We start from the raw sequence: 26,234 nt of genomic DNA, 5'->3' as shown, positions 1-26,234 counted from the left end.
CTTCGCCCGGTATCATCGCCGCCCCATGCCTGCCTACCTGACCGCCGCCTTCTACCTGTTCGTCGATCTGCCCGACTTCGCCGCACTCCAGCAGCCGCTGCAGGCCACCTGCGACACGCACGGCGTGCGCGGCATGCTGTTGCTGGCGCCTGAGGGTATCAACGGCACCATTGCCGGCAGTCCCGAAGGCGTGCACGCGGTGCTGGCCTGGCTGCGCAGCGACGCCCGGCTGGCGCCGCTCAAGCATAAGGAGGCGCTGGGTGAACGCATGCCGTTCTACCGCATGCGTGTACGCCTCAAGCGCGAGATCGTGAGCATGGGCGTGCCCGGCCTGAACCCCGCCAAGCACGCCGGCACGTATGTGAAGCCCGAAGACTGGAATGCGCTGATCGACGACCCCGACGTGGTGGTGATCGACACACGCAACCACTACGAAGTGGGCATTGGCAGCTTTGCCCGGGCCATCGACCCGGGCACACGCAGCTTCACCGAATTTCCGGCCTGGGTGGAGCAGCAGAGCGCGCCGGGTGGCGTGCTGGCGGGCAATCCGCGCGTGGCCATGTTTTGCACCGGCGGCATTCGCTGTGAAAAATCCACGGCGTTCCTGCAGTCGCGCGGGTTCGACGAAGTGTTCCACCTAGAAGGCGGCATTCTCAAGTACCTGGAAACGGTGCCGCAGGAAGACAGCCGCTGGTGGGGCGACTGCTTCGTGTTCGACGAGCGCGTCTCGGTGGGCCACGGACTGGCGCCGGGCCACCACCAGTTGTGCCGCTCGTGCCGCATGCCGCTGTCAGCAGAAGATTGCGCGTCGCCCCACTATGTGCCCGGCGTGAGCTGCCCCTATTGCCACGGCACGCGCAGCGAGGCGCAGATGCAGGCGCTGGCCGAGCGCGAGCGCCAGGTGGCGCTGGCCGAGAGCCAAGGCCGCGCACATATCGGCAACAAAGCGATGGTCTCTGCACCGCGACCTGCCGAAATGTCAGACCCAGGCACCGCCGACGGCTTGCCGGTGCTCTATTCATTCCGCCGCTGCCCTTACGCCATGCGCGCCCGGCTGGCGCTGGCGGTCAGCGGCCAGGTCTGCGAGCTGCGGGAAGTCGTGTTGCGCGACAAGCCTTCCGCGCTTTTGCAAGCCTCGCCCAAGGCCACCGTGCCGGTGCTGGTACTGCCTGTTGGCGAGGTGCTTGACCAAAGCCTGGACATCATGCGCTGGGCGCTGCAGCGTAACGACCCTGGAAAATGGCTGGCGCCCACCCGCGGTTCCATTGACGACATGCTGGCGCTGATCGCTGAATGCGATGGCCGCTTCAAGCAGGCGCTGGATCGCTGCAAGTATCCCAACCGCTACCCCGATGCCGACGCCAGTGCCGAGTGGGCGGCAGCGCAAAGTTGGCTGGCGGCGCTGAACCTGCGGCTGGATCAGACCGACTATCTGTTCGGCCACCACGCCAGCCTGGCCGACATGGCCATCGCTCCCTTCGTGCGGCAGTTCGCCGGCATCGATGCGCAACGATGGGAAGCCGGCCCGTGGCCCTCGTTACGCCGGTGGCTCACCGCCTGGCAGAACAGCGACCTCTTCGATCGAGTGATGGGCAAGCACGACGCCTGGAAAGAAGGCAGTGCGCCCGTGCTGTTTCCACCGGACTGAATCGACGACAGAGCGCCCGAAGCGCCCTGTCGTCGATTCAAAAATGCCTGCGGTTGTCAGGCTGCAGCAGAAAGACCGGAGCGCCGGCCGCCGCGCAGTTGGCGCACCAGCAGCGCGATCAACACCAGCCCAAAGCCGACGAAACAGATGAACGACCAGTTGGCGATGGAGCCACCCAGGAAGGTCCAGTCGATGGCCGCACAGTCGCCCGAACCACGGAAGATCATGGGGATCGCCCGGCCGATGGGGAAGTGCTCGATCATTCCGTAGAAGTCGCGGCCACAGGTAGCGATCTCGGGCGGGTACCACTGCAGCCAACTCTGGCGGGCTGCGACGAAAGCACCGAAGCCGGCAGCCAGCAAGGCCAGCACACCCCAGCCGATTTGCCAGCCTTTTTGGCTTCTAGCGCTTGCCAGTCCTGCGCAGACAGCTACCAAAATAAGAGCATAGCGCTGCACGATGCACATGGGGCAAGGTTCCAGCCCCAGCCCGTGCTGCAGATACATGCCGAAAGCCAGCATGCCAATGCATGCGGCGCAGATCAAAGCGAGCACGCGCCGGGGCGCGTGATCCAACCAGTTCAAAATCATCTTCACGTTCTCTTATATGAACCGCCGGGTGGCTGGCGGCTCCCCCAGGAAGAGTAGCGTCAGATACCGGCGGCCTGATCCAGAAACACCCGGGCGCGGCGTGGCGTCACCACCAGCGTTTCACCCTCCCTGAAACCCAGCTCCCGGAATTCGCTCGCAGGGATCTGCGCTTCGATCACGGATTCGGGGGCTGCATTGTCGGATGGTTTGTCGCCGTCGGCCGGAATAAGTTCCAACCGGGCGATCGGGCCGACCACGATGGCACGCGCCAGTTGCGCGACGATGCCACGCGGGCGCCCTTCCGCATCCACGCCCTCGCCTGGCGAATAGCGGCGCACATCCAGATCGTGCGGCCGAACGTAAGCCGACGCGCTGGCGTTCTGCGCCTGCGCATGCTCGGGCGAATCGATCTGAACACCCTCGACATGTATCTGGCCTTCGTGCGCGCGGCCGCGGAACAGGTTCACATCGCCCAGAAAGCCGTAGACGAATGGGCTGGCCGGCTGGTCCCACACCTCTTGCGGCGAGCCACTCTGCTCGATCTTGCCCTGGTTGATGACGACCACGCGGTCGGCCACTTCCAGTGCCTCTTCCTGGTCGTGGGTCACGAAGATCGAGGTGACGTGCAGTTCGTCATGCAGGCGGCGCAACCAGCGACGCAGCTCTTTGCGCACCTTGGCGTCCAGCGCGCCGAAGGGCTCGTCGAGCAGCAGCACCTTGGGCTCCACCGCCAGCGCGCGCGCCAGGGCGATCCGCTGACGTTGGCCGCCTGACAGCTGCGACGGGAACCGGTCGGCCAGCCAGTCGAGCTGAACCAGCTTGAGCAGGTCGGTGACCTTCTTCTTGATCTGCGCCTCGCTGGGCCGCTGGTCGCGCGGCTTCACGCGCAGGCCGAACGCCACGTTCTCGAACACGCTCATGTGGCGGAACAGCGCGTAGTGCTGGAACACGAAGCCGACGTTGCGCTCTCGCACATGCACGTCGGTGGTGTCTTCGCCGCTGAAATGGATGCTTCCCACGTCGGGCGTTTCCAGCCCGGCAATGATGCGCAGCAGCGTGGTCTTGCCGCAGCCGGAGGGCCCGAGTAGCGCGATGAGTTCGCCGGACGCAATGTCCAGGCTCACGTCGCGCAGCGCCTGGAAGTCGCCGAACTGCTTGCTGATGTTGCGGATTTCAATGCTCATGGATGACTCGCTTTCAACGCGGCGCAGGCGCCGGCGTGGGCCGCTCGGGCGGCAGGTTGAGGGCAGCCTTGTGCTCGCGCTCGCTCTGCCATTCGGCGACAGACTTGATGACCAGGGTGACCAGCGCGAGCAGCGCCAGCAGCGACGCAGCCGCGAAGGCCGCCGCAGACTGGTATTCGTTGTAGAGAATTTCGACGTGCAGCGGAATGGTGTTGGTCTGCCCACGAATGTGGCCCGACACCACCGACACGGCACCGAATTCGCCCATGGCCCGTGCATTGCACAGAATCACGCCATACAGCAGCCCCCATTTGATGTTGGGCAGCGTGACATGCCAGAAGGTCTGCCAACCGGTCGCGCCCAGCACGATGGCTGCCTGTTCTTCGTCGTTGCCCTGCGCCTGCATCAGCGGAATCAGCTCGCGCGCGATGAAGGGAAAGGTGACGAACACGGTAGCCAGCACGATGCCGGGCACGGCGAAGATGACCTTGATGTCGTTGGCCTGCAGCCAGGGGCCGAACCAGCCGTTGGCGCCGAACACCAGCACGTACATCAGGCCCGCCACCACTGGAGACACCGAAAACGGCAGATCTACCAGCGTGGTCAAAAAGGCCTTGCCCTTGAACTCGTACTTGGCAATGGCCCAGGCTGCAGCCACGCCGAACACCAGATTCAACGGCACGGCGATCACGGCGGTGATCAGTGTCAGCTTGATGGCAGACCAGGCATCGGGGTCTCGCAAGCTGGCCATGTAGGTGTCGATGCCCTTGGAGAATGCCTCCACGAACACGGCCGCAAGCGGCAGCACCAAAAAGAGCAGCAAAAACGCCAGCGCAATGCCCAGCAGGGTTCGTCGCACCCAGGGTGATTCGGTCGTGCCGGCCTGCACGCGGCGCTTGGCCGGTGGAGTGATGGTGCTCGAACTCATGCCGGTGCTCCCGCGTTGCGGCGCTGCCAGGCCTGCAGTGCGTTGATGACCAGCAGCAAAAGAAAGGAGATGACCAGCATCACCACTGCGACCGCCGTAGCGCCCGCGTAGTCGTACTGTTCGAGCTTGCCGATGATGATGAGCGGCGTGATCTCGGACACCATGGGCATGTTGCCCGCGATGAAGATGACCGAGCCGTACTCACCGATGGCGCGCGCAAAGGCCATGGCGAAACCCGTCATCAGTGCCGGGGTGATCGTGGGCAGGATCACCTTGGTGAAGATCTGCAGACGTGTCGCGCCCAGGCTGGTGGCGGCTTCTTCCAGCTCTTTTTCGGCGTCTTCCAGCACCGGCTGCACGGTACGCACCACGAACGGCAGGCCGATGAAGATCAGCGCGATGACCACCCCGGCCGGCTTGAACGCCAGCTGGATGCCCATCGGCTCTAGATAGCGCCCCAGCCAGCCGTTGCCGGCCAGCAGCGCGGTGAGCGAAATGCCCGCCACCGCCGTGGGCAGCGCGAAAGGCAGGTCCACCAGCGCATCGACGATCTTCTTGCCAGGGAATTTGTATCGCACCAGCACCCAGGCGATCAGCAGGCCGAACACCAGATTGACCAGCGCGGCGATCAGCGACGCGCCGAAGGTCAGCCGGTAAGACGCCAGCACGCGCGGGGCCGTGACCGCCACCCAGAACTGATCCCAGGTCAGCGTGAAGGTCTTGAAGATCAGCGCCGACATGGGGATCAGCACGATGATGCTCAGATAAAAGAGCGTGTAGCCCAGCGTGAGGCCAAAGCCCGGCAGCACGCGTTGCGCACGGCGCGCACGCGATGCCGGGGCCCCGCCGGCGCCGGGGGGCAATGGGGAAGTCGCCGCAGACATGGGCTTACTTGCCGCCGGGCGTGTACAGCTTGTCGAACTGGCCGCCGTCGTTGAAATGCACCTTCTGCGCATCCCCCAGCGAGCCGAAGTACTTGTTCACGGTGAACAGCTTGACGGGCTTGAACAGGTCGGCGTGCTTCTTCAGCACCGCTTCGGAGCGCGGACGCAGTGCGTGCTTGGCGGCAATTTCCTGCCCCTCTTCCGAATACAGGTAGTCCAGATAGGCCTTGGCCAGCGCGCCGGAACCCTTCTTGGCGGCAGTGCGCTCCACCACGGCCACCGGGTTGTCCGCCACGATGCTGGTGGACGGGTACACCGCATCGACCTTGCCCTTGCCGAATTCGCGCTCGATGGACAGCACTTCCGACTCGAACGTGATCAGCACGTCGCCTGTGTTGCGCTGCAGGAAGATGCTGGTGGCGTCGCGCCCGCCCTTGCCCAGCACGGGCACGTTCTTGTAGAGCTGGCCCACGAACTCGGCCGCTTGCGCGTCGGTGCCGCCCTTTTCGCGCACCGAGCCCCAGGCGCCCAGATAGGCATAGCGGCCGTTGCCACCCGTCTTGGGGTTCACCACCACGACCTGCACGCCGGGCTTGGTCAAATCGCTCCAGTCCTTGATGTTCTTGGGGTTGCCGTTGCGCACCAGGAACAGCATGGTCGAAGTGGTGGGCGACGCGTCGTTCGGAAACTTCTTCGCCCAGTCTTTCGCCACCACGCCGCTGCTGGCCAGAAAGTCGATGTCGGTGGTGGTGTTGAACGTCACCACGTCAGCGTCGAGGCCGTCGTTCACTGCACGGGCCTGGGCGCTGGAGCCACCATGCGCCTGGTCGATCTTTATGTCCTTGCCGGTGGTTTTCTTGTAGTGGGCGATGAACGCCGGGTTGTAGTCCTTGTAGAACTCCCGTGCCACGTCGTACGACACATTGAGCAGTGTCGATGTCTGGGCGGCAGCCAAGCCGGTGGCGGCGAGCGCTACAGCCGCGATAAGAGTCTTGAGTTTGTTCTTCGTGTGCATGCTTGCGTCACCCCACGTTGCTGAAAGTAACGTGCATTGTGGTCAGCCCTGCTTAAAACTCAAAAGAATATATTTTTGTTAATTTATCGAAAATAAGCATAAAGAAAATCAAGCCGATTTCTGGTTAGGCGCTTGTTTCTAGGCCCGGTAGCCTGTAGAAATAACTCCCTCAGGCGGCCGATCGCAAGTTCTCGGGAGCTGTGGACGTCCACTCCAGATCGTCCACAAGCGACTGCAGCAGCGCCCAGCCCAGCGGCCAATCGCCATGGCCCGATTCGACATTGATGTGCCCCGCATTCTGCAGACGCACGAATTCGCTGCCCCAAGCCCGCGCATAAGCGCCAGCCAGCCGAACGGGGCAGTACGGATCATTGCTGCTGGCCACCAGAATGCTGCGGTACTGCAAAGTGCCATAAGGCACCGGGGCGAAATCGCTCAGCACTGCACGGCGCTCCGGGTCTGCTGGCGCTACCAGCAGCGCACCACGTACTCGGGCAGCCGCTTCTTCGCTGATATGGGCGGTGGCGATGCAGCCCAGGCTGTGGGCCATGACGACGACAGGATGGGGCGCCGACAAAATGGTGCTTTCCAGCGTCTTCACCCACGCGCTACGGGTGGGCGTGATCCAGTCGTCTTGCACCACGCGAATTGCAGAGGGCAGGCGCTCGGTCCAGAGCGTTTGCCAGTGCCCCACACCTGAATCACGCCAACCGGGCACGACGACGATGGAGGTCACTGGTGCGGCTCTGGTCACGCGCTGCACTCCTGTCGACAGCCGCCGCCAGTGGTCAACCCAGCATTCAAGAACGTGGAGGAGCCGGGACGGGCGGGAAAGTGAGAGAAATGCGCTGCAGCGGCCATGCCATCGTTCCTAGGTGGAGCTGGAATGCGCCTGATTTTGCGAGTCTCGTTTTAAAACCCAAACGAATATCTGGTTGTGAATTAATAGGAAAATCGTCTAACGGGGCTCTTGGGCTTGAGCGCTCGAAAGCGTCGGAGTGATGTTGTCACCGACCCAAGGCTGCTGACAAACCCAGGCGCCGCGCCCAATCCAGCACTTGCCACTGGGCCGCCACCAATGAAAGATAGGCCGCCACCTCGGCCCACTCTTCCAGCACCAGCGCATGCCCGGCCCAGCCGGGCACCACATGCATTCCCATATGCCCTTCTGCGTAAGTGCTCAACACACCTGAGCCCACGCCCAGAGCCAACGCCAGCCAAGGAAAATGCCGTGTTCGCAGCAGGGGCCAGATCAGCCGGTCGGCACGAAACCTGGCGAAGAAAGCCAGGGCCACGACCAACACCACCACAGCGACTGGCGCCACGGCGGACTTGTACCAAAGTACGGACGACGAATATTCCGGACCGTCGTCGCCCATGCCCAGCGGAGGCAGCAGCGCGGCGCCCCAGGCCAGTTCCCGCCCGACCAGCAGCAACCAGATCGGCACCAGGCACAGCCCCAGCGCCACGGCGGGCTTGCCCGATCCAGTGCGAGCGAACTTGCGCGCGTAGGCACACGCCAACGCTGCCCCTGCCAAAAGAATGACCACCTGCATGTTTTCGAGCCAGCTGTTTTCCCAGCCGGCGGACGCAGGCAGCCAAGGCACGACGAAGTAGCCGGCCAGAAGCCAGCCCACGATCAAGATCACCAAGACACGTGGAGCCAGGCTGGTGCCAGCCGAGCCCGCAGGCGAAGGTGTTGCGCTCGTAGAGGAGTTCATGTGGAAATATCCGCATGGGCTAAACCAGTTGCCGTAGGACACGGCAGCCATCGCCCAATGAAAGCCGGGGAGTATTGCTTAAAAAACTCGCTCGTATGCGAGACAGACGCTGCAGTTGTGACTGTGCGTTTGTTGGGAGCTGTCGTAGCGGAGGCAAACAGATCACCCGGCAGCCATGGCCTCAGCTTGCCCGTTCTGAGGAATCGCCGCACCACCGGGAACGGCGTCGCCCAGAAAGTCGAGCATATGCCGCACCGCTGGCGACAGTCCTCTGCGCGAAGGGAAGACGGCGTACACCACGCTGCGGGGCGTGGACCAGTCGGGCAGCACCTGCACCAGCCGGCCATCCGCAAGCTCCGCATGGCACAGATAGTTGGGGAGCCAGCAGATACCCACGCCTGCCAGCGCTGCAAACTTGAGTGACACCAGGTCGTCGGCCACATAGCGGGGGGTGTGGTGTACCGTTTCCTCGCGCCCATCGGGGCTGATCAGCTTCAGCGACGTGCGGCCGTCCGCCGCCGACATGGCCATGCTGTCGAGAGCGGGCAGATCCGCCAGATTTTTCGGCACGCCTTGCCGTGCCAGCTGCGCAGGGCTGGCGACCAGCACCTGCGTGCTTTCGTCCAGCCGCTTCACCACCATGCTGCCGCTGTCGTCCACCGTGGCACGCACGCGCAACGCGATGTCCACGCCCTCTTCCACCAGGTTGACGACCCGGTTGGTGACCTGCATCTCAACCCGCACCAGCGGATGGATTTGAAGGAACTGCGGCATCAGCTTGCCCAGCACGCTGTGCGCCAGCGTAACCGGGCAGGTCAGCCGCACAGTGCCTCGCGGCTCGGTCTGCACCTGGGCCACCACGTCGGCCGCAGCCTGGGCGGAATCTCGCATCGCCTGGCAGTGCCGCAGATACGCTTCACCCACATCCGTCAGCGACAGCTTGCGGGTGGTGCGGTGCAGCAGGCGCACACCCAGATGCGCCTCCAGATCGGACACGCGACGCGACAGCCGCGACTTCGGCACGCCCAGCACCCGACCCGCCGCAGCAAAGCCTCCACGCTCCACCACCTCGGCGAAGTACAGCATGTCGTTCAGGTCTTGCATGGCGCACCCTTCTTCCATTGATTGATTCGACGAATAGAACAATCTATTGCAAAAAAACCGGCTTATCAATCAATATCAACACCAGCACAATCTATCCATCGCCACCACCGTGGCATGCCTTCCCAGGAGATTTCCATGCAACTGCTGCACATCGATTCCGCCATCACCGGTGACGCGTCCGTTTCGCGCCAACTCACGGCCCGTACCGTGGCCGCCTGGGTCGAAACCCACCCCGGCACGCAAGTGCAGCACCTGGACCTTGTGGCCAATGCGCCAAGCCACTTCACGATGGACGCCATGGCGCCGCGCACCGGCCAGACCGATGGCCTGAGCGAAAACCAGCAGCGGGAGAACGCCGTGTCCGAACAACTGGTGAGCCAGTTCCTGGCGGCCGATGTCATCGTCGTCGGTGCTCCGCTCTACAACTTCGGCATTCCCACGCAACTCAAGGCGTGGATCGACCGGCTCGCCCAGCCTGGCCGCACCTTCCGCTACACCGCGACCGGCCCCGAAGGCCTGGCCAAGGGCAAGACCGTGATCGTGGCGTCCACGCGTGGCGGTGTTTACTCGACCAGCGAAGGCGGCCGCGCCATGGAACATCAGGAAAGCTATCTGCAGACGGTGTTCGGGTTCTTCGGCATCACCGACGTGCGCTTTGTGCGGGCCGAGGGCGTGGCGATGGGTCCGGACGCCAAGAGCGCCGCGTTGGCCAGCGCCGACCTCGACATCGAATCGCACGTGGCTGTGCCTGCAGCACAAGTCGCAGTGGCTCAGGCTGCCTGAGCAAAGGCTTCGGCCTGACGAACAAAGAGCCGGCAGTGCCGGCTCTTTTCGTTGGTACAGGGCCATCTGGCAAAAATATAAGCCAAATCGGCCTCTAGCGCTTATCCATCATGCGCTAGCAGCTATTAACTTAATAGCAATTTGTCACGGCAAGACAAAGCGTGCCGATGACGCCTTGCCCGCCATCTGCACCTGCGCGACCACCTTCGTGCCCTTGGCGATGCGGAACGTCCCCGCCGCTTCCAGCCGATCGCCCGCAGGCGCCAGCGCCACCTCTTGCTTGTCTGCGCCGGTCAGCAACACCAACCGGGCGGAGGCCCCCGTAACGGGCATCGGCTTGCCGTGGTCGCGCAGATACAGCTGCAGCCGGTCCGCACGGGCCACCAGTTCGTAGTCCATGTCCTTGGCCTCCACCACGACACCGCCATGCAGCGGCTGATGGCCGTGCGCATGGGCGTGGTCGCCGGCAGCCCACGCCGCAGTGGCGCCATGGGCCAGCACGCCGGCCAGCAACAGGGTGCGAATCGAAAAACGTGTCATCACCATCTCCTTCAGTTGAAATGAAAACAAGGGAAAGGGAGCCCGCCGCGCGGCGTCAGAAAGCCTCTGCATCGCGGTCGTTCTGCAGCCGCTCTGCGGCGCGCCGGCCAAAGAGCCAGAACAGCGCGGGCGTGAGATAGGTATCCAGCAAGGTCGAGCTGATGAGGCCCGAAAAGATCACCACCGCCACGGGGTGCAAGATCTCGGTGCCCGGCCGCTCGGCCTCGAACAGCAGCGGCGCCAGCGCAAACGCCGTGACCAGTGCCGTCATCAGCACCGGGCTCAGCCGCTCCATCGAGCCGCGCACGATCATCTGGTGGTCGAACGCCTCGCCTTCGATGCGCATCAGGTTCAGGTAGTGGCTCACCTTCAGGATGCCGTTGCGCACCGAGATGCCCGCCAGCGTGATGAACCCCACCAGCGCAGCCACCGACAGAGGCTGGCCCGACAGCCACAGCCCCAGCACCGCGCCGACGAGCGCCAGCGGAATATTCACCATGATCAGCGCCGACAGCACTGCCGACTGGTAGCGGCTGTAGAGCACCACGAACATCAGCACCAGCGACACCAGCGACAGCAGCCCCACCAGGCGCGACGCCTCTTCCTGCGCCTGGAACTGCCCGCCCAGCGTGATGAAGTAGCCCTCGGGCAGCGGCGTTGCAGCCACCACCGCCCGGATGTCCGCCACCACATCGGACAGCGCCCGCCCCTGCGCGTTGGCCGATAGCACGATGCGCCGGCGGCCATCGTCGCGGCTGACCTGGTTGGGGCCGTCGCCTTCCTCGATGGTCGCCAGGCGCGACAGCGGCACGCGGCCCAGCGGCGTGTCGATGAGAATGCGGCCCAGGCCTTCCACCGACCGCGCCGTCTCCGGCAGGCGCACCACCAGCGCGAAACGCCGGTTGCCTTCGACGATCTGGGTGACCTTCTCTCCCTCGACCAGGCTCTGCAGCGTTTTCAGCACCTGCGGCGCGGGCAGGCCGTAGCGCGCGGCGGCGGCGTAGTCCACCCGCACCATGATCTGCGGCGCCAGCACCTGCTTTTCCACTTCCAAGTCGGCCAGGCCCTCGATGCCGGCCAGGCGAGCCCGCAGCACCTCGGACTGGCCACGCAGCGTGTCCAGGTCTTCGCCGAAGACCTTGATCGCGATCTGCGAGCGCACGCCCGAGAGCATGTGGTCGATGCGGTGCGAGATAGGCTGGCCGATGCCGATGGCCGCCGGCAAGGGCGCCAGCCGCGCGCGGATGTCGGCGGTGATGGCGTCCATGGAGCGCGTCAGCTCGGCGGCGGGCTTGAGGCCCACGTCCAGCTCGCTCACGTGCACGCCCTCGGCATGTTCGTCCAGCTCTGCACGGCCGCTGCGCCGGCCCACGTGCGTCACCTCGGGCACTTGGGCCACCAGCTTTTCGGCCTGCCGCGCCAGCGCGGACGACTCGGCCAGCGTCACGCCGGGGTTCAGGCGCAGGCCGACGAGCAGCGTGCCCTCGTTGAAGGGCGGCAGAAACGTCTTGGGAAAGAACGGCACGGCCACCGCCGCCACAAAGACCGCCACGCCGGCCGCCGCCAGCGCCGCGCGCGGGCGCAGCAAAACCGCCTGCAGGCTGGTGCGGTAGCGCGCCTTGAGCCACGCCAGCACGCGCGTGTCGCCGTGGTCCAGCGACTTCATGCCCGGCAGCAGGTAGTACGACAGCACCGGCGTCACCGTCACCGACACCAGCAGCGACGCCAGCGTGGACACGATGAACGCCACGCCCAGCGGCACGAAGAGGCGCCCTTCCATGCCCGGCAGCGCAAAGAGCGGCAGGAACACCAGCACGATGATCACCGTGGCGTAGAGGATGGCCGAGCGCACCTCCATCGACGCGCGGGCCACCACCTCCAGCGGGTGCAGACGGTGGTCTGGGTGGCGCGCGCGGTCGTCCTTCAGACGGCGCATGATGTTTTCCACGTCCACCACGGCGTCGTCCACCAGCCCGCCGATGGCGATGGCGAGCCCGCCCAGCGTCATGGTGTTGATCGACAGGCCGAAGTACTGGAAGACCAGCCCGGTGGCGAAGATCGATGCCGGAATGGCCGTCAGCGCAATCAACAAGGGCCGCAGGGTGCCCAGGAAAAAGTACAGGATCACCGCCACGAAGATCGCGGCACCGATCAGCTTGCCCTGCAGCGTGGTGATGGAGGCTTCGATGAAATTCGCCTGCCGGAAGGTGACCTGCGGCGCATTCATGCCTGCAGGCAGCGTGTTCTTCATCTCGCCCAAAGCGGTCTCGATGGAACGGGTCAGCGCAATCGTGTCGGCGGTGGGCTGCTTCTGAATGCCCAGGATCACCGCTGGCTGCCCTTCAAAGCCTGCATCGCCACGCTTGAGGGCTGCCGCGAAGCTGACTTGCGCCACCTGCCGCAGCAAGATGGGCTGGCCGCTGCGCACGCCCAGCGCCAGGTTCTGCAGGTCATCCAGCCGGGAAGTGCGGCCCAGGTGGCGAATCAGATATTCGCGCCCGTTCAGCTCTAGAAAGCCGCCCGAGGTATTGGCAGCAAAGCCCTGCAGCGCGCCGTCCAGCGCGGCTTCGGTAATGCCCAGCTCGGCCATGCGCGCCGTGTCCGGCTGCACCTGGAACTGGCGCACCTCGCCACCGATCGGAATGACCTGCGCCACGCCGGGAATGGCCATCAGGCGCGGGCGCAGCACCCAGTCGGCGTATTCGCGCACCTGCATGGCCGACAACTCGGGCGCACCCGGCTTCGCCTGCTGCCCGGCTGGTGGCGCGCCAATGGGAATGGCGATTTGCAGGATCTCGCCCATGATCGAGCTGATCGGGCCCATGCGGGGCAGCACGCCCGGCGGCAGGCCTTCTTCCATGGCCGACAGCCGCTCGGACACCATCTGCCGCGCGCGGAAGATTTCGGTACCCCAGTCGAAGGTCACGTAGATGAACGACAGCCCCGCGCTGGAGACCGAGCGCACGCTCTCCACGCCGGGCAGGCCGTTCATCGTCGTTTCCAGCGGGAAGGTGATGAGCTGCTCCACCTCCTCCGCAGCCATGCCGCCGGCCTCCGTCATCAGCGTGACGGTGGGCTTGTTGAGATCGGGGAAAACGTCCACCGGCGTGCGCGACAGCGTGAACGCGCCATAGGCCATGAGCACCAGGCTGGCGATGATCACCAGCAGCCGGTTGCGCAGGCTGCTTTCCAGAAGCCACTTGAACATGGGGGCCTCCGCTTCAGCGAACCTGATTGATCAAAGCCGCCGCCTGCGTGGCGACGCGGTCGCCATCGGCCAGGCCCGCCGTCACGGCCACCGTCGCGCCATCGAGCGGCAGCGCAGTGACAACACGGGGAGCGAAGGCCTCGGCACCCGTTTTCACCCAGACGATGGTCTGATTGGCCGGGTTCTTCATCAACGCGGCTGATGGCACGCGCCAGCCCTTGACGGTGCTGGCCTCATGCACGAACACCGCGACCGGCTGGCCGATGGCCAACGGCACGGCCTGCCCGCCCGCGCCCTTGAAGATCAGGGGTAGCGCCTGTTCGCGCAAGCTGCGTGCAGCCCCTACGAACGCCAGCGGCACCCGCTGCCCGCCCACGGCCAGTGAAGCGCCCGCCACGTTCTGCCCCAACGCAGGCTCGTAAGCCAGCGCCTCCACCCGCAGCTGTGCGGGGTCCACCACTTCGAACAGCAACTCGCGGGCATCCACCACCTGCCCGGCAACCGCCAGGCTGGCGGCCACCACGCCGGTGACGGGCGCAGCCAGCACATCGCGGCTCGACAGGCCCGCGCCCAGCGCCTGCATGCGGGCCGCAAGGCTCGCGGCGTCGCTTTCTGCCGCCTCGATCTCCTTGCGCGGCACCGTGTCGGCCAGATCGCGCAGGCGCGCCAAGCGCTTGTCGGCCAGCCCCTTCGCTGCGCGCAGCTCTGCAACCTGCGCGACCTGGCCAGAGCGTTCCAGCGCCCCATTGGCCGGCTCCACATAGCCCAGCACCTGACCCTTGCGCACCGTCTGCCCTACCTGCGGCAGCCCACCCGGGCCGGGCACCAGGCGCCCTGCGACCAGGGCCTGCACCTTGCCGCCGGCGTTCGGGTCCATCACCACCTTGCCGGCCAACTCGTGCGAGCGGGCCAGCGCCTCCAGCGCCACCGGCTGCGTGCGCACGCCCATCTGGCGCTGCGCAGGCTTGGGAATGAACACGCTGCCGTCGGGCAGGCGCTGCGGGCCGTTGCCTGATGCAGCTGGCGGCGTATCTCCGTGGTCGTGCCCCGGCCCGGCCAGCGCGGGCACGACGGACAAAGCCAGCGCGGCGGCCAAGCTCCAATTCATCAATGGGCGATTAGCGGCGGTCATGCTGCGGCTCCTTGGGTGCCGGTACGGCGGCTGCGCATGCCAAAACCGAACAGTGCCAGCAGCACCAGCAAGACTGCGCCGCCCGCCACCCATGGCACCACGCTGCGCCAGGTCGGTGACGCAGTTGATTCGCCCGTGTGCGCTGCGCTTTCCACGTGGAAGTTGGCCGTCAACAGATCGACGGCGTCGCCCACGGTCACGGTCGCCATCACGGGCGTATCGCCTTCCGGCAGCGGCTGGACCAGCGTGGCTTCGAACTCGCCGGCATCGCCGTGAGGCATTACGGCCACGGCGTTACCACCGATTTCCAGCTCGACTTTTGCGTTCTTTGCGGGGCGGTTGTCGGCTGCGTGGTCCAGATACAGCGTCAGGTGCTGGCCGGTCAGCACGCCGACCAGTTCGAAGTCGGGTGACTCAGCGGCGAAGCGTGGTGAAGCGCCGCCGCTGGTGGCAGCGGGAGCGTCGTCGTGGCCATCATGGGCCTGTGCCGGCAGCACGGCAAACGCCAGCCAGATGGCGGCCAAGCAGGTGCGAAACAAGGGAAGAGCAGTCATGTGCATATTTCTGAATAGGGAAAGATCGGTGCGACGCTCAGCGGGCCGCATCGGAAATGGCGCTGGAACTTGCGCCGGGCAACCAGCCCATTGCCTGCCGCAGTGCCGAGACGGAAGCGGCCAGCTCCAGCCGGGCGCGCAATGCCTGGCGCTCGGCATCGACCGCCTCCTGCTCGATGCGCAGCCGCGTGGGCAAATCCGTCTCGCCAAGAGCGAACGATTTCTGAAAGAACCCGCGTGAGGCCTGCGCGAGCCGCAGGCGCTCGTCGGCCGCCTGCAGCTGCGCCAAAGCGGCGGAGTGGCGGCTGCGCGCCGTGGCAATGCCCGACTGCACACGCGCCGATTCGCCGGCCAGCAGGGTCTCGGCTTCCAGCGCCTCGGCATAGGCCGCAGCGAGCTTGGCTTCATGCCGGCCGCCGCCGCCGAACGGAATGCGCAGCGCCAGGGTCACCGTCTGCTGAGAAGCCTCGTTGCGACTGCCCCGATCGCGCGTGGTGGCTAGAGTGAGTTCAGGGTTGGCGCGCTGCTGCACGCCGAGCAGGTCTGCCGCACGCCGCGCTGAGTCTGCCTTGCGCTGCAACTCGCTCAGCGCCGGGTGCGTCGCATCGGCAACGGTAGGCGTGGAGGCGGCCGGCAGCGGCTCGGCTTCTATGGCGGCATCAGGCATTGGCGGTGTGTCTGGCGACAGGCCTGCCAGTGCCACCAGCGATTGCCGCGCTGCCACGACACCCGCGCCGGCCTCTGCCACCGCTGCCAGGGCTGCGGCCACGGCGCCATCGGCCTGATGGCGGTCGGCCAGCGACAAGTCGCCCGCATTCATACGGCGCGCCACGTCAGCGGCAAGCGCGCGGGCGCTACCCAGGCGGTCGTCAGCAGCTGCGGCTTCGGCCTGGACGCGCTGCCATTGCCACCAGGCGTCGCGCACCTGGCCGGCGGTGCGCAGGCGGGCTGCCAGCGTGCGGCTTTGATTGGCGTCGCGCTCTGCTGCGGCCAGCCGCGCGGAGGCGGCACGCTCGCCGGGCAGCCACAGCGGAATGGCCACGCCCACTTCCACTTCACGGCCGCCTTCGCGGGCGTTGAAGCGATCTGTCTTGATGGAAGCGTCCATCGCCAGCGGCTCGGGCGTCCAGGCCTGGGCCGCAGCGCCGCGCGCCTGCGCCGCCTGGTCGCGCAAGGCGGCCGACGCGGCTTCGGGCTGGCGCGCCCAGGCGGCTTCGTACCAGCGCACGAGCGGCGGCTGCAAGGCGGCGTCAGGGGTTTGTGCGAGCGCAGGGCTCGCCATCAGCACAGGGATGGCCCAACGCCAACCCAGGCTGCGAATTTGTCGATGCATCCGATTCTCCGTAGGTGAAACAACTCACGAGGGACGAATCGGCGAGGCCGGCCGACGGCACGCAACGCCCGGCCGACACAAAGGTCGGCCCAGCGCGGGCATGCCGCAGCTAGCGAGGGGTGAAAGAGAGCTGGCTACCCGCCTCGCCGATCAGGCAAGGCGAGCCCAATTGGGGCGGTCGGGTAGCGAGAGAGGCGGCGCCGCCATGCGCAGCGGGTGCGGCTGCACGAAGGTGGGCAGCGCCAAGGTGGGCACGGATCCGAAGGAGCCCACGATAGCCAGCGCGCAGCCGGCATGGCAGGCACCGCAGTCGAGATCCACGCCTGAAGCATTGGCGGAGGCAGCATCATGTGCGGCGTCGCTGGCCACGTGGTGATGCTCATGGTGGCCGAAGTGCTGGGCAGATGCACCGCCCGTTTCATGCGCGCAATAACTCGCGGCTTCTGCCCAGCTGAACTGGAGCGGAAGCACGGTGAGCAGAAAGAGGATCAGCCAGCGGCGCATGGTTCAAAAATTGTAGCGGTCTGCGGGCTGCGCGGGCCATGCCCTTGCGCTGGCACGAGGTATGTCGCAGTGCTGCGCGTGCTGCCGCGCGGCGCCGGTTGCACCGCAGAGCCAACGCTGCTTCATCAAACAGGCTTATGGTCGCCCGCATTGTTGTGCGTTTTGACCCACGCGACGTATTTATCTACCCAGGACTGCAGGAACTTGCGGCTGCCTTCGCCGACGTTGCCGTCCGCATCGAAGAAGCCTTCCTTGTAATGAATGAAGGCTTCTGGCTGGCCCAGCGTGGGCGCGTCCAGGTACGCCAGCACGTTGCGCAAATGCTGCTGCGCCACGGCCGTGCCGATGGCGCCGATGGACGCGCCGATCACGCCCGCCGGCTTGCCGCCCCACACGCTTTGGCCATAAGGGCGCGAGCCGTGGTCAAGCGCGTTCTTCAGCACACCGGGTACGGACCGGTTGTATTCAGGCGAGACGAACAGCAGCCCTTGCGCAGCCGACACTTCGGACTTCAGACGCAGCACGGGCGCGGCTTGGTGACCGTCGTCGTCCTGGTTGTAGAGCGGCAGATCGTCGATGCGCACTTCGGTGAACGAGAAGTTGTTTGGCGCAAGGCGGGTCAGCGCAGTGGCCAGCTTGCGGTTGATCGAATCCTTGCGCAAGCTGCCGACGACGACAGCGATCTGATACTTGTCCATGCCATTCCTTTGTGAGTTCGTCAGGAGAAAGGTGCCAGCGGCGCGCCGACACAGCGGGCCATGATAAGCAGCAGCCTCCCATTCAACTCAGGCTGAGCGCGCCGAATCTGCTATTTATTTTATAGCTATCTGCGCTTGATAGACGGGCGCTAGAGGCCTAAAAGGCTTCAAACGATGAACTTGGAGGACCCAGACCGCCCCATTGCGGTTCCGCCCTCGTCCTACAGGCTGCAGACCTCGCCCGCGCCTGGCTCATGAAAAAAAGCCCGGCCATGCGTACATGGCCGGGCTTTCATCAACCGATGGATCGAACCCCTGCGCGGCAAGCCAGGCATGGGGTTCAGGTCATCACTTCAGCCGAGCGTCAGACCTTGCGGCCGAACGGCCCATCGCTGCCCACTTGCACGATGTCTTCGGCATTGGGCGCGTCTTTCAGACCACCGCGCCGCCCGGGCTTGGGCTGCTCGGCTTTGGCCACGCAGTCGGCGTAATAGCGCACCACGCCGTTCTCGTCCTCGATTTCCACCAGGCCGTGGATATCGGTTTCGAAACCGGGCGACAGCTTGGAGAATTCGCGCGAGAACTTGAGGTAGTCCACGATCTTCTTGTTGAAGACTTCGCCCGGAATCAGCAGCGGAATGCCCGGTGGGTACGGCGTGATCAGGCTGGTGGTGATGCGCCCTTCGAGCTGGTCGATCTCCACGCGTTCGGTCTTGCGGTGCGCGATGTGAGCGAAGGCGTCGCTGGGCTTCATGGCAGGCGTCAAGTCCGACAGGTACATCTCCGTCGTCAGGCGGGCGATGTCGTACTTGGCGTACAGCTCGTGCACGTGCTGGCACAGGTCCTTCAGGCCCATGCGCTCGTAGCGCTTGTGCTGCTGGCAGAACTCGGGAAGGATGCGCCACATGGGCTGGTTCTTCTCGTAGTCATCCTTGAACTGCTGCAGTGCGGTCAGCAAGGTGTTCCAGCGGCCCTTGGTGATGCCGATGGTGAACATGATGAAGAAGCTGTAGAGACCCGTCTTTTCCACCACCACGCCGTGCTCGGCCAGGTACTTGGTGACGATCGACGCGGGAATGCCGGTCTTGTCGAATTTGCCGTCCAGGTTCAGGCCGGGCGTGACGATGGTGGACTTGATGGGGTCCAGCATGTTGAAGCCGTCGGCCATCTGGCCGAAGCCATGCCACTTGCTGGCGTTCTTCTTGCCCTTGCCATCGCTGCGGATGATCCAGTCCTCCGCACGGCCCAGGCCTTCGTCCACCAGCTTGTCCGGGCCCCACACCTTGAACCACCAGTCGTTGTCGCCGAACTCGGCCTCGACCTGGCGCATCGCGCGGCGGAAGTCGAGCGCTTCCAGGATGCTTTCCTCCACCAGCGCAGTGCCACCGGGCGGCTCCATCATCGCGGCGGCCACGTCGCAACTCGCGATGATCGCGTACTGCGGGCTGGTGCTGGTGTGCATCAGGTAGGCCTCGTTGAACAGCGGACGGTCGAGCTTGACGGTCTGCGAATCCTGCACCAGCACGTGGCTGGCCTGGCTGATGCCGGCCAGCAGCTTGTGGATGGACTGCGTGGCGTAGGTCACCGAGTACTTGGGCCGTGCGCGCTTCTTGCCCATGGCGTGGTAGCTGCCGTAGAACGGATGGAACGCCGCATGGGGCAGCCAGGCTTCGTCGAAATGCAGGTTGTCCACATAGCCGTCCATCATCGACTTGATGGTTTCGGTGTTGTAGAGCACGCCGTCGTAGGTGGACTGCGTGATGGTCAGCACACGCGGCTTCACGGTCTTGGCGTCCACGCCCTTGAGCAGCGGGTTGGCGCGGATCTTGGCCTCAATGGCATCGCGCTCGAACTCGCTCTTCGGGATCGGTCCGATGATGCCAAAGTGGTTGCGCGTGGGCTTGAGGAACACGGGGATGGCCCCGGTCATGATGATCGAGTGCAGGATCGACTTGTGGCAGTTGCGGTCCACCACCACCACGTCGCCGGGCGCCACGGTGTGGTGCCAGACCATCTTGTTGGACGTGCTGGTGCCGTTGGTCACGAAGAAGCAGTGGTCGGCATTGAAGATGCGCGCCGCATTGCGTTCCGACTCGCCAATGGCGCCGTTGTGGTCCAGCAGCTGGCCGAGTTCTTCCACGGCGTTGCAGACGTCGGCACGCAGCATGTTCTCGCCGAAGAACTGGTGAAACATCTGGCCCACAGGGCTTTTCAGGAACGCCACGCCGCCTGAATGGCCAGGGCAGTGCCATGAATAAGAGCCGTCTTCTGCGTAATCGAGCAGCGCCTTGAAGAACGGCGGCTGCACGCTTTCCAGGTAGCTCTTGGCTTCGCGAATGATGTGCTTGGCCACGAATTCCGGCGTGTCCTCGAACATGTGGATGAAGCCGTGCAGCTCGCGCAGGATGTCGTTGGGCAGGTGACGCGAGGTCTTGGTTTCACCGTGCACATAGATCGGCACTTCGGTGTTCTTGCGGCGCACTTCGGCAATAAACTTGCGCAGGCTGAGCACGATGGGGTCGAGGCCCGAGCCCAGCGTGAATTCCTCATCGTCAATCGAGAGAATGAAGGCGCTGGCGCGGCTTTGCTGCTGGGCGAACTGCGTCAGATCACCGTAGCTGGTGACGCCCAGCACCTCAAAGCCTTCGGTTTCGATGGCCTGCGCCAGCGCGCGAATGCCCAATCCGGAAGTATTTTCAGAGCGGTAGTCCTCGTCGATGATGACGATGGGAAAGCGAAACTTCATGCGCAGCCTCCGGGCAATCGGGCCAAAAAAACGAGATAGCCGCGCAGTGTAAGGAATAACAATGTCACGCTCTTGAACATGCGGGCTTTTGTCCCACAATTTGGCAAACCCCGTCCGCTAGGGCGATGGGGCAAGGAGGATGTCATGGACGAATCGACCATTTGGTGGTTGCTGGCGGGAGGTGCCGTAGTGGCAGAGTTGCTGACCGGCACCTTCTATCTGCTGATGCTGGCAATAGGCCTGTGCGCGGGTGCACTGGCCGCGCATGCCGGCGTTTCCACTTCGGCGCAGTTGCTGAGTGCAGCCGTTGTGGGCGCGGCAGGCATAGGAGCTTGCCACCTGTTTCGCCGCCATCGCCCTGCCGGGCAGCCCGCTGCCAGCAATCGTGACGTGAACCTGGACATCGGCGAATCGGTGCAGGTCGACGCATGGAACGCTGATGGCACCGCACAGGTACGCTACCGCGGTGCGCAGTGGACGGTGGTGCTGCGGCCCGGCAACGCGCCCTCGCCCGGCCCCCACCGCGTGGCCGAGGTCATCGGCAGCCGGCTGCTGGTCGATCACCTGTAGCACCAGCGCGTCTGCACTGCACCACTCACCCGCCCCATCTCTGTTTTATCTGTCCGCTTACTGAAAGGTCCTATGGAAATCGCCATCGTCGTCTTCGTGATCGCCGCCATCTTTATCGCTCGCTCGGTGAAGGTCGTTCCGCAACAAAACGCATGGGTGAAAGAGCGGCTGGGCAAATATGCCGGCACCCTCACCCCAGGGCTGAATTTTCTGATCCCCTTCATCGACCGGGTAGCCTACAAGCACAGCCTCAAAGAAATCCCGCTCGACGTGCCCAGCCAGGTCTGCATCACACGCGACAACACGCAGCTGCAAGTGGACGGCATCCTGTACTTTCAGGTTACCGACCCCATGCGTGCCAGTTACGGCTCCAGCAACTACATCACGGCAGTGACGCAACTGGCGCAGACGTCGCTGCGCAGCGTGATCGGCAAGCTGGAACTCGACAAGACCTTCGAGGAACGCGACATCATCAACGCTCAGGTGGTACAGGCCATTGACGAGGCCGCGCTGAACTGGGGCGTAAAGGTGCTGCGCTACGAGATCAAGGATCTGACTCCACCGAACGAAATCCTGCGCGCGATGCAGGCCCAGATCACCGCCGAGCGTGAAAAGCGCGCGCTGATCGCTGCGTCGGAAGGCCGCCGCCAAGAGCAAATCAACATTGCGACCGGCGAACGGGAAGCTTTCATTGCACGGTCGGAAGGTGAAAAGCAGGCGCAGATCAACAACGCACAGGGCGAGGCCGCGTCGCTGACCGCAGTGGCTGAAGCCACCGCCCTTGCCATCGAACGGGTTGCCGCTGCCATCCGCCAACCCGGAGGCGAACAGGCCGTTCAGCTCAAAGTGGCCGAAAAAGCTGTCGAGGCATACAGCAAGGTGGCGGCCGATGCCACCACGACATTGATCGTGCCCAGCAACATGACCGAAGTGTCCGCACTCATTGGCTCGGCCATGAAGATGGTGCAGACCGCCCAGCGCGCGCCCTGAGGCCTGTGGCGGCTCGGCTGTAACCTTTTTGCAAAATCAATGAAAAGCACTGCTACAATCGCGGGCTTCGGAGAGGTGGATGAGCGGTTTAAGTCGCACGCCTGGAAAGCGTGTGTGGGCTAATCCCCACCGCGGGTTCGAATCCCGCCCTCTCCGCCAAAAGCAGAAAAGCCTTTAAGTTCAACGACTTAGAGGCTTTTTTCATTCGGGCTTGGTAGCACATTTGGTATCAAACGTGCTGACCCTACCTGTCTATCTGAGAGGCAAGAGCTTCTACCTGCACACACGTGTGGGCGGGGTTCAATTCAAACGCTCATTGAAGACTGCCGACCCGGCATTGGCTAAGCTGAGGGCCTTGTCCCTCCTGCAAGCCATCGAAATGAGCAAACCCAAAGTATCGGACTTCAATTTTCAGACCGGCGACTTGTCGCGGTACGAATTGGAAATTGGCAATGGAGTCACTCGGGTCAAGAGCGATGGCCCAGAGGACCACGCAAGGCTGTTAGAGACGTTGAAGGCTCTGCAACCGTCTACAAGTCCAGTCGCTCCGCTCCCGTTGAGTGTGGGGGTTGGGGGCAAAGCCTACGGCCTCACGCTGTCGCAGTTGTTGGATAAATTCCTGTTGCTGCGCAAACTCAAACCCGCCTCGGTCATCGCGGTCAAAAATGCGGTAAGGGATTTTGAGAAATTCAACGGAGAAAGCTGCCGGATTGTTCAAATCCTGGTAAGCGATATCACGAGATATCAGGAGACGTTGCGCAAAAATGGCAACACAGAGAGAACCATCGATAATAAAGTAGGTCACCTGAAATCGCTTTTAAACTTCGCTTTGAAGCAGGGTTATATGGAGGGCAAGAACCCTTGCGAGGGTATGTCTTTGCTAACCAAAAGGCAAAAGTTGGCAGGTGGGTATGATATTTTTGAGACCGCTGAGGTCCAAAAAATCGTGCAGGGTGAGTATTTCAAATGTCAGAAGGTTGCAGACCCAGACTACTATTGGACAGTTGTATTGGCAATTTTAACGGGTTGCCGGGTGTCTGAATTGACCAGTTTGACCCAAAGTCAAATTCAAAAAACTCAACAAGGCAACGATATTTTGGTTGTCCGAGAAAGCAAAACGGCAGCCGGAAAACGTGAAGTGCCGTTGCCGAAAGTAATTTTTGGGGCGGGGTTTTCTGATTTTATTGATGGCAAAACCCAGCTTTTTAAATACGCCGCACGCGATGGAAAAGGGTCGGGAAATGCAGCGGGTAAGAAGTTTTCCCGGAATTTGGAAGCGGAAAGTATTACTAGGGGCAAGCTGGTTTTTCACAGCCTGCGGAAATTTGCGAACAATTTTTTCCAGAAAAATGGGGTGGAGTTTGAGCCCCGTTGTCAGATTTTCGGCCACGAAATTGAGTCGGTGAACGTTGCCACCTACACAAATAAGTTCAATGCGGACCAGCTTTATACGCTTGCCAACCCATCGCAAATGGCGCTCTGGGCGCTTATTTAGATAGAGTTCAAGCTCAGCCGACCTTTAAAACAAACCCGCGTCCAGCGGGTTTTTTTATGGGTCGGAATAGGGAGATTGCAAAGAGGGGAACCCTCTTGCCTTAAAAAGGAAAACGCAGTTTTCCGATACCAACCCAGAGGAGAAAACGCAGTTTTTGAGGAGGGTTGGTATTTTAAGTAATACCAAGCCAAAAACGCCCTTGCGGAGGTTTTCTTGACTATGCCGGATTTTCTGCTTTAATGTAATGGCGCAACACAACAATAATAAGAAAGGGCGTATATGTATTGTATAGCACAGTTCCAGAAAGTCAAGACAGCCGGGGAGATAACGGCAATGGCAAATCACAACCTCCGCACTCGGCTGACGGTGGGAGACAAGGCCCGTATCGACCCCAAACGCCACCAGCTAAACCGGGTCCTAGAAAACCCTCTGAAAATAGACACCAGCAAGGGCCCCGATATGCTGGCCAAGTTTAAAAAGCATTGGGCCGATAACGATATTGCGATAAAAAAAGATAGCGTGCTGGTGGTGGATATGGTGCTGACCACGAGCCCGGAATATTGGGGCGACGATTGGAATGTGAATGGCCGTTTAACTCCCGCCACCCAAAAGAAATTAGATGAGTGGATGCAGGTGCAAATGGATTTTGTCAAAAAGCATTTTGGACCGGACGCCGTGAAATTTGCGGTGCTGCACTTGGATGAAAAGACCCCACATATTCACGTGATGCTATCGCCAGAAGAAACCAAGGTTTTGAAATACAAAAATCAATACGGCACGCAAGAAAAAGAAATTAAGAGCCTAAACGCAAAACGCTGGAACCCAACTTTTTGGAAAAAGTTTGTGACGGCTTACGCAAAAGTGAATGAGAAATTCGGATTAAAAAGACCAACGGAGGACGCAATGACCGAAAAAATTACCCTGAAAGAATACGACAAGCTAATTCACGAAGCGGCCACAGAGGATTACAGCAAAGTAATTGGCAATATGGTGGATGACGTTCTGGCTGAGCTAGGCGTTCTAAGCAGTCGGCAGGCAGTCAAAAAGGCATTGGACGAAAAACTAGTGCCAAGGTTAAAAATTTTGGCTAAATCAAATAAGGCTGTTAAATCCCTGTTGGAAATTGACCGAGGATTAGAATACAGACTTCTGAAAAAGCTGAAAAAAGAAACGGAAGAGCAGCTTGCAGAGGCCAATCGAAAGATTGAATACCACGGCAATAAGATAAAAACAATTGATGAATTAAAGGTAATTATCTCGAATAAAGACCGAAAGATTGTAGCTCTAAGGGCTGAGGTTGAGAAATTCAAACCTAAGCTAGCAATACCATCCCCGACAGCAATACCACCCCGAAAACAAGGCGGAATGCATTTAAGGCCAAATAATGCTTGACAATAAATTATTATGTAGGCAAAATAAAAGGACCCGCGAAGGTCCTTTTATGCTTAGTAGGCCGGTGTCGCACACATCACCAGCAGTAAAGCTGTTATCAGCAGCCTTACAGCGAATTTCATGAGTTTATTCATGGTGTCGCCTTTCTATCCGCACACGTGGAACAGCACTTTCATAGAAGAACCTATGAACCCTGGCCATACGGGAGAGCGGCGACTCTCTCCTGGCGGAAAGGTAATGGTAGCACCTGTGCTACCAAGCTGGTAACATATCCGGTAGCGAGATTTTTCGCGAAAAGGCTGCCAAGTCGTTGATTTTGCTGGGGTTGGACGGACTTAAAAAGAGTCCCGCCCTCTCCGCCATTTAGTTGCAGTAAACTGTTGTTGTTTCATGGAAAAGCCACCTGAGAGGTGGCTTTTTTTTGGCTGACCCACATGCCTACCCACAATCGGGTTTGAGCTGCAGTGATACTGACTGCAACGAATTGGTGCTTGGAAGTGCGCCGGGCAAGCCCTAGCTGTGCTGCCAATCAAGGCTCAAATGAGACATGACCAGCTGTAATAGCATGCGAAATGCTTAAGGCGAAGGGTGGCTGTAGGCTGGTTGCTGTCGCTCAATTCGCGGGCGTTGAACGACTGCTGCGATCACGAGCAGTCGCTGAAAAACATCCTTAGGCGCTCTACTAACACTCAAGTGCTAAGAGGGCTTAGCCCGCACTCCTCTTACTGAGGCGGCAGCCACATCGCGTAGATGTGGACAGTCGAGGTTGCATGGCCGAATTGCGTGTCATCGCCGTGCCCCGGTGTGTCTGTGCCGGTAGCTGCTATCGCCCAACTATCAGTGCCTGATGCGAGGGTCCTGCTCAGTAACCCAGGCCAATCAGCTCCTCACGAGAAAACCAGTTGTCCGGGCTATCCCAGCCGACAAGATGTTTGCCGAGGGAAGGTGCCCCCTTGCTGCTCTTCTCATTGATGGCCGACTTGAGGGCCGACACGTTGAAGCGCTTGTGAAGCATTTTCAGGCGCCAAAGCCCACTGTCCTCCTTATTGGACTCGAGATCTGTGAATCGCCCCGGGTTTTCTAGACACCTCTGAGCCTCAAACCTGAGGCCCAATAGGAGGTGCCATGAGCAAGCAGAGATACCCCGAGGAATTCAAGACCGAAGCGGTCAAGCAGATCACCGAACGAGGCTACAAGGTGGCCGATGTGTCGGCT

The 26,234-nt window shown here is 62.3% G+C and carries 24 protein-coding genes and 1 tRNA gene; 8 read left to right on the top strand and 17 right to left on the bottom strand.

Features of this window, described 5'->3' with window-relative positions; all coding sequences use genetic code 11:
• The first annotated feature begins 25 nt into the window (after positions 1–25).
• Positions 26–1,648 (top strand): rhodanese-related sulfurtransferase, encoded by a 1,623-nt coding sequence (locus RQI28_RS19685; RefSeq protein WP_404976852.1) that lies wholly within the window; start codon positions 26–28, stop codon positions 1,646–1,648.
• A gap of 56 nt (positions 1,649–1,704) precedes the next feature.
• Here RQI28_RS19685 and RQI28_RS00120 read toward each other — a convergent pair whose 3' ends face one another.
• The 8 genes from RQI28_RS00120 to RQI28_RS00085 all read right to left on the bottom strand — a co-directional run bounded on the left by RQI28_RS00120 (position 1,705) and on the right by RQI28_RS00085 (position 9,074).
• Entirely contained in the window at positions 1,705–2,238 is a 534-nt protein-coding gene (locus RQI28_RS00120) for a disulfide bond formation protein B (protein ID WP_311221521.1), read from the bottom strand.
• Positions 2,239–2,297: 59 nt separating this feature from the next.
• Entirely contained in the window at positions 2,298–3,422 is a 1,125-nt protein-coding gene (locus RQI28_RS00115; protein WP_311220572.1) for a sulfate ABC transporter ATP-binding protein, read from the bottom strand.
• A 13-nt stretch (positions 3,423–3,435) separates the two neighbouring features.
• Positions 3,436–4,350, bottom strand: coding sequence for a sulfate ABC transporter permease subunit CysW (cysW, locus tag RQI28_RS00110; RefSeq protein WP_311220571.1), 915 nt, complete (start codon positions 4,348–4,350; stop codon positions 3,436–3,438).
• Positions 4,347–5,234, bottom strand: a complete 888-nt coding sequence (cysT, locus tag RQI28_RS00105; protein WP_311220570.1) for a sulfate ABC transporter permease subunit CysT — start codon at positions 5,232–5,234, stop codon at positions 4,347–4,349. Before cysT ends, cysW begins: the two co-directional genes overlap by 4 nt.
• Positions 5,235–5,238: 4 nt before the next feature.
• Positions 5,239–6,249, bottom strand: coding sequence for a sulfate ABC transporter substrate-binding protein (locus tag RQI28_RS00100; protein WP_311220569.1), 1,011 nt, complete (start codon positions 6,247–6,249; stop codon positions 5,239–5,241).
• Positions 6,250–6,418: 169 nt separating this feature from the next.
• Complete coding sequence (locus RQI28_RS00095) at positions 6,419–7,003, bottom strand: alpha/beta hydrolase (protein ID WP_311220568.1); 585 nt, start codon at positions 7,001–7,003, stop codon at positions 6,419–6,421.
• A gap of 253 nt (positions 7,004–7,256) precedes the next feature.
• On the bottom strand, positions 7,257–7,970 hold the full coding sequence (locus RQI28_RS00090; protein WP_311220567.1) for a hypothetical protein: 714 nt from the start codon (positions 7,968–7,970) through the stop codon (positions 7,257–7,259).
• Positions 7,971–8,132: 162 nt separating this feature from the next.
• A complete protein-coding gene (locus RQI28_RS00085; protein ID WP_311220566.1) occupies positions 8,133–9,074 on the bottom strand; it encodes a LysR family transcriptional regulator in 942 nt (313 codons plus the stop codon).
• A 135-nt stretch (positions 9,075–9,209) separates the two neighbouring features.
• Between RQI28_RS00085 and RQI28_RS00080 the strand changes: the two genes are divergently transcribed.
• Complete coding sequence (locus tag RQI28_RS00080; RefSeq protein ID WP_311220565.1) at positions 9,210–9,857, top strand: FMN-dependent NADH-azoreductase; 648 nt, start codon at positions 9,210–9,212, stop codon at positions 9,855–9,857.
• Between the two features lie 144 nt (positions 9,858–10,001).
• Here the strand turns inward: RQI28_RS00080 and RQI28_RS00075 are convergent, their stop codons facing one another.
• From RQI28_RS00075 to RQI28_RS00040, 8 genes are all read right to left on the bottom strand, one after another.
• Positions 10,002–10,397: a hypothetical protein gene (locus tag RQI28_RS00075; RefSeq protein ID WP_311220564.1), complete on the bottom strand. Its 396-nt coding sequence runs from the start codon at positions 10,395–10,397 to the stop codon at positions 10,002–10,004.
• 55 nt (positions 10,398–10,452) lie between these two features.
• A complete protein-coding gene (locus tag RQI28_RS00070) occupies positions 10,453–13,605 on the bottom strand; it encodes an efflux RND transporter permease subunit (protein ID WP_311220563.1) in 3,153 nt (1,050 codons plus the stop codon).
• A 13-nt stretch (positions 13,606–13,618) separates the two neighbouring features.
• A complete protein-coding gene (locus RQI28_RS00065; RefSeq protein WP_311220562.1) occupies positions 13,619–14,737 on the bottom strand; it encodes an HlyD family efflux transporter periplasmic adaptor subunit in 1,119 nt (372 codons plus the stop codon).
• The gene (locus tag RQI28_RS00060) at positions 14,734–15,291 is read right to left on the bottom strand and encodes a hypothetical protein (protein ID WP_311220561.1); all 558 of its coding nucleotides are present in this window, start codon (positions 15,289–15,291) and stop codon (positions 14,734–14,736) included. The genes RQI28_RS00065 and RQI28_RS00060 overlap by 4 nt, the downstream gene beginning before the upstream one ends.
• Before the next feature lie 37 nt (positions 15,292–15,328).
• Positions 15,329–16,624 carry a TolC family protein gene (locus tag RQI28_RS00055; RefSeq protein WP_311220560.1) on the bottom strand — a complete coding sequence of 432 codons (1,296 nt, stop codon included), beginning with the start codon at positions 16,622–16,624 and terminating at the stop codon, positions 15,329–15,331.
• A gap of 150 nt (positions 16,625–16,774) precedes the next feature.
• Positions 16,775–17,128 carry a cation efflux protein, CzcI family gene (czcI, locus tag RQI28_RS00050; protein ID WP_311220559.1) on the bottom strand — a complete coding sequence of 118 codons (354 nt, stop codon included), beginning with the start codon at positions 17,126–17,128 and terminating at the stop codon, positions 16,775–16,777.
• A 125-nt stretch (positions 17,129–17,253) separates the two neighbouring features.
• Positions 17,254–17,826, bottom strand: a complete 573-nt coding sequence (locus RQI28_RS00045) for an NAD(P)H-dependent oxidoreductase (RefSeq protein WP_311220558.1) — start codon at positions 17,824–17,826, stop codon at positions 17,254–17,256.
• 364 nt (positions 17,827–18,190) lie between these two features.
• Positions 18,191–20,572 (bottom strand): arginine/lysine/ornithine decarboxylase, encoded by a 2,382-nt coding sequence (locus RQI28_RS00040; protein ID WP_311220557.1) that lies wholly within the window; start codon positions 20,570–20,572, stop codon positions 18,191–18,193.
• A 144-nt stretch (positions 20,573–20,716) separates the two neighbouring features.
• Between RQI28_RS00040 and RQI28_RS00035 the strand changes: the two genes are divergently transcribed.
• The 5 genes from RQI28_RS00035 to RQI28_RS00015 all read left to right on the top strand — a co-directional run bounded on the left by RQI28_RS00035 (position 20,717) and on the right by RQI28_RS00015 (position 25,019).
• Entirely contained in the window at positions 20,717–21,142 is a 426-nt protein-coding gene (locus RQI28_RS00035; RefSeq protein WP_311220556.1) for an NfeD family protein, read from the top strand.
• A gap of 72 nt (positions 21,143–21,214) precedes the next feature.
• Entirely contained in the window at positions 21,215–22,132 is a 918-nt protein-coding gene (locus tag RQI28_RS00030; RefSeq protein ID WP_311220555.1) for a stomatin-like protein, read from the top strand.
• Between the two features lie 69 nt (positions 22,133–22,201).
• Positions 22,202–22,291, top strand: a tRNA-Ser gene (locus RQI28_RS00025).
• Between the two features lie 76 nt (positions 22,292–22,367).
• Positions 22,368–23,627 (top strand): phage integrase SAM-like domain-containing protein, encoded by a 1,260-nt coding sequence (locus tag RQI28_RS00020; protein WP_311220554.1) that lies wholly within the window; start codon positions 22,368–22,370, stop codon positions 23,625–23,627.
• Positions 23,628–23,906: 279 nt separating this feature from the next.
• Positions 23,907–25,019 carry a plasmid recombination protein gene (locus tag RQI28_RS00015; RefSeq protein WP_311220553.1) on the top strand — a complete coding sequence of 371 codons (1,113 nt, stop codon included), beginning with the start codon at positions 23,907–23,909 and terminating at the stop codon, positions 25,017–25,019.
• Between the two features lie 862 nt (positions 25,020–25,881).
• Here RQI28_RS00015 and RQI28_RS00010 read toward each other — a convergent pair.
• Positions 25,882–26,034 (bottom strand): hypothetical protein, encoded by a 153-nt coding sequence (locus RQI28_RS00010; RefSeq protein ID WP_311220552.1) that lies wholly within the window; start codon positions 26,032–26,034, stop codon positions 25,882–25,884.
• Between the two features lie 110 nt (positions 26,035–26,144).
• Between RQI28_RS00010 and RQI28_RS00005 the strand changes: the two genes are divergently transcribed.
• Positions 26,145–26,234 (top strand): transposase (locus RQI28_RS00005; protein WP_311221520.1); only part of this gene is annotated, 90 nt, incomplete at its 3' end.

This window comes from Acidovorax sp. WCS2018Noco2-16 (genome assembly GCF_031843945.1).
In the GTDB taxonomy this organism is placed as follows: Bacteria; Pseudomonadota; Gammaproteobacteria; order Burkholderiales; family Burkholderiaceae_C; genus Paracidovorax.
Note: the sequence above shows the minus strand (reverse complement) of the source record. Positions and strands in the feature narration are given on the sequence as shown.

Coding starts and splice junctions, on each gene's coding strand:
- RQI28_RS19685 (WP_404976852.1), top strand. CDS start 26: ATGCCTGCCTACCTGACCGCCGCCTTCTACCTGTTCGTCGATCTGCCC.
- RQI28_RS00120 (WP_311221521.1), bottom strand. CDS start 2,238: ATGATTTTGAACTGGTTGGATCACGCGCCCCGGCGCGTGCTCGCTTTG.
- RQI28_RS00115 (WP_311220572.1), bottom strand. CDS start 3,422: ATGAGCATTGAAATCCGCAACATCAGCAAGCAGTTCGGCGACTTCCAG.
- cysW (WP_311220571.1), bottom strand. CDS start 4,350: ATGAGTTCGAGCACCATCACTCCACCGGCCAAGCGCCGCGTGCAGGCC.
- cysT (WP_311220570.1), bottom strand. CDS start 5,234: ATGTCTGCGGCGACTTCCCCATTGCCCCCCGGCGCCGGCGGGGCCCCG.
- RQI28_RS00100 (WP_311220569.1), bottom strand. CDS start 6,249: ATGCACACGAAGAACAAACTCAAGACTCTTATCGCGGCTGTAGCGCTC.
- RQI28_RS00090 (WP_311220567.1), bottom strand. CDS start 7,970: ATGAACTCCTCTACGAGCGCAACACCTTCGCCTGCGGGCTCGGCTGGC.
- RQI28_RS00085 (WP_311220566.1), bottom strand. CDS start 9,074: ATGCAAGACCTGAACGACATGCTGTACTTCGCCGAGGTGGTGGAGCGT.
- RQI28_RS00080 (WP_311220565.1), top strand. CDS start 9,210: ATGCAACTGCTGCACATCGATTCCGCCATCACCGGTGACGCGTCCGTT.
- RQI28_RS00075 (WP_311220564.1), bottom strand. CDS start 10,397: ATGACACGTTTTTCGATTCGCACCCTGTTGCTGGCCGGCGTGCTGGCC.
- RQI28_RS00070 (WP_311220563.1), bottom strand. CDS start 13,605: ATGTTCAAGTGGCTTCTGGAAAGCAGCCTGCGCAACCGGCTGCTGGTG.
- RQI28_RS00065 (WP_311220562.1), bottom strand. CDS start 14,737: ATGACCGCCGCTAATCGCCCATTGATGAATTGGAGCTTGGCCGCCGCG.
- RQI28_RS00060 (WP_311220561.1), bottom strand. CDS start 15,291: ATGACTGCTCTTCCCTTGTTTCGCACCTGCTTGGCCGCCATCTGGCTG.
- RQI28_RS00055 (WP_311220560.1), bottom strand. CDS start 16,624: ATGCATCGACAAATTCGCAGCCTGGGTTGGCGTTGGGCCATCCCTGTG.
- czcI (WP_311220559.1), bottom strand. CDS start 17,128: ATGCGCCGCTGGCTGATCCTCTTTCTGCTCACCGTGCTTCCGCTCCAG.
- RQI28_RS00045 (WP_311220558.1), bottom strand. CDS start 17,826: ATGGACAAGTATCAGATCGCTGTCGTCGTCGGCAGCTTGCGCAAGGAT.
- RQI28_RS00040 (WP_311220557.1), bottom strand. CDS start 20,572: ATGAAGTTTCGCTTTCCCATCGTCATCATCGACGAGGACTACCGCTCT.
- RQI28_RS00035 (WP_311220556.1), top strand. CDS start 20,717: ATGGACGAATCGACCATTTGGTGGTTGCTGGCGGGAGGTGCCGTAGTG.
- RQI28_RS00030 (WP_311220555.1), top strand. CDS start 21,215: ATGGAAATCGCCATCGTCGTCTTCGTGATCGCCGCCATCTTTATCGCT.
- RQI28_RS00015 (WP_311220553.1), top strand. CDS start 23,907: ATGTATTGTATAGCACAGTTCCAGAAAGTCAAGACAGCCGGGGAGATA.
- RQI28_RS00010 (WP_311220552.1), bottom strand. CDS start 26,034: ATGCTTCACAAGCGCTTCAACGTGTCGGCCCTCAAGTCGGCCATCAAT.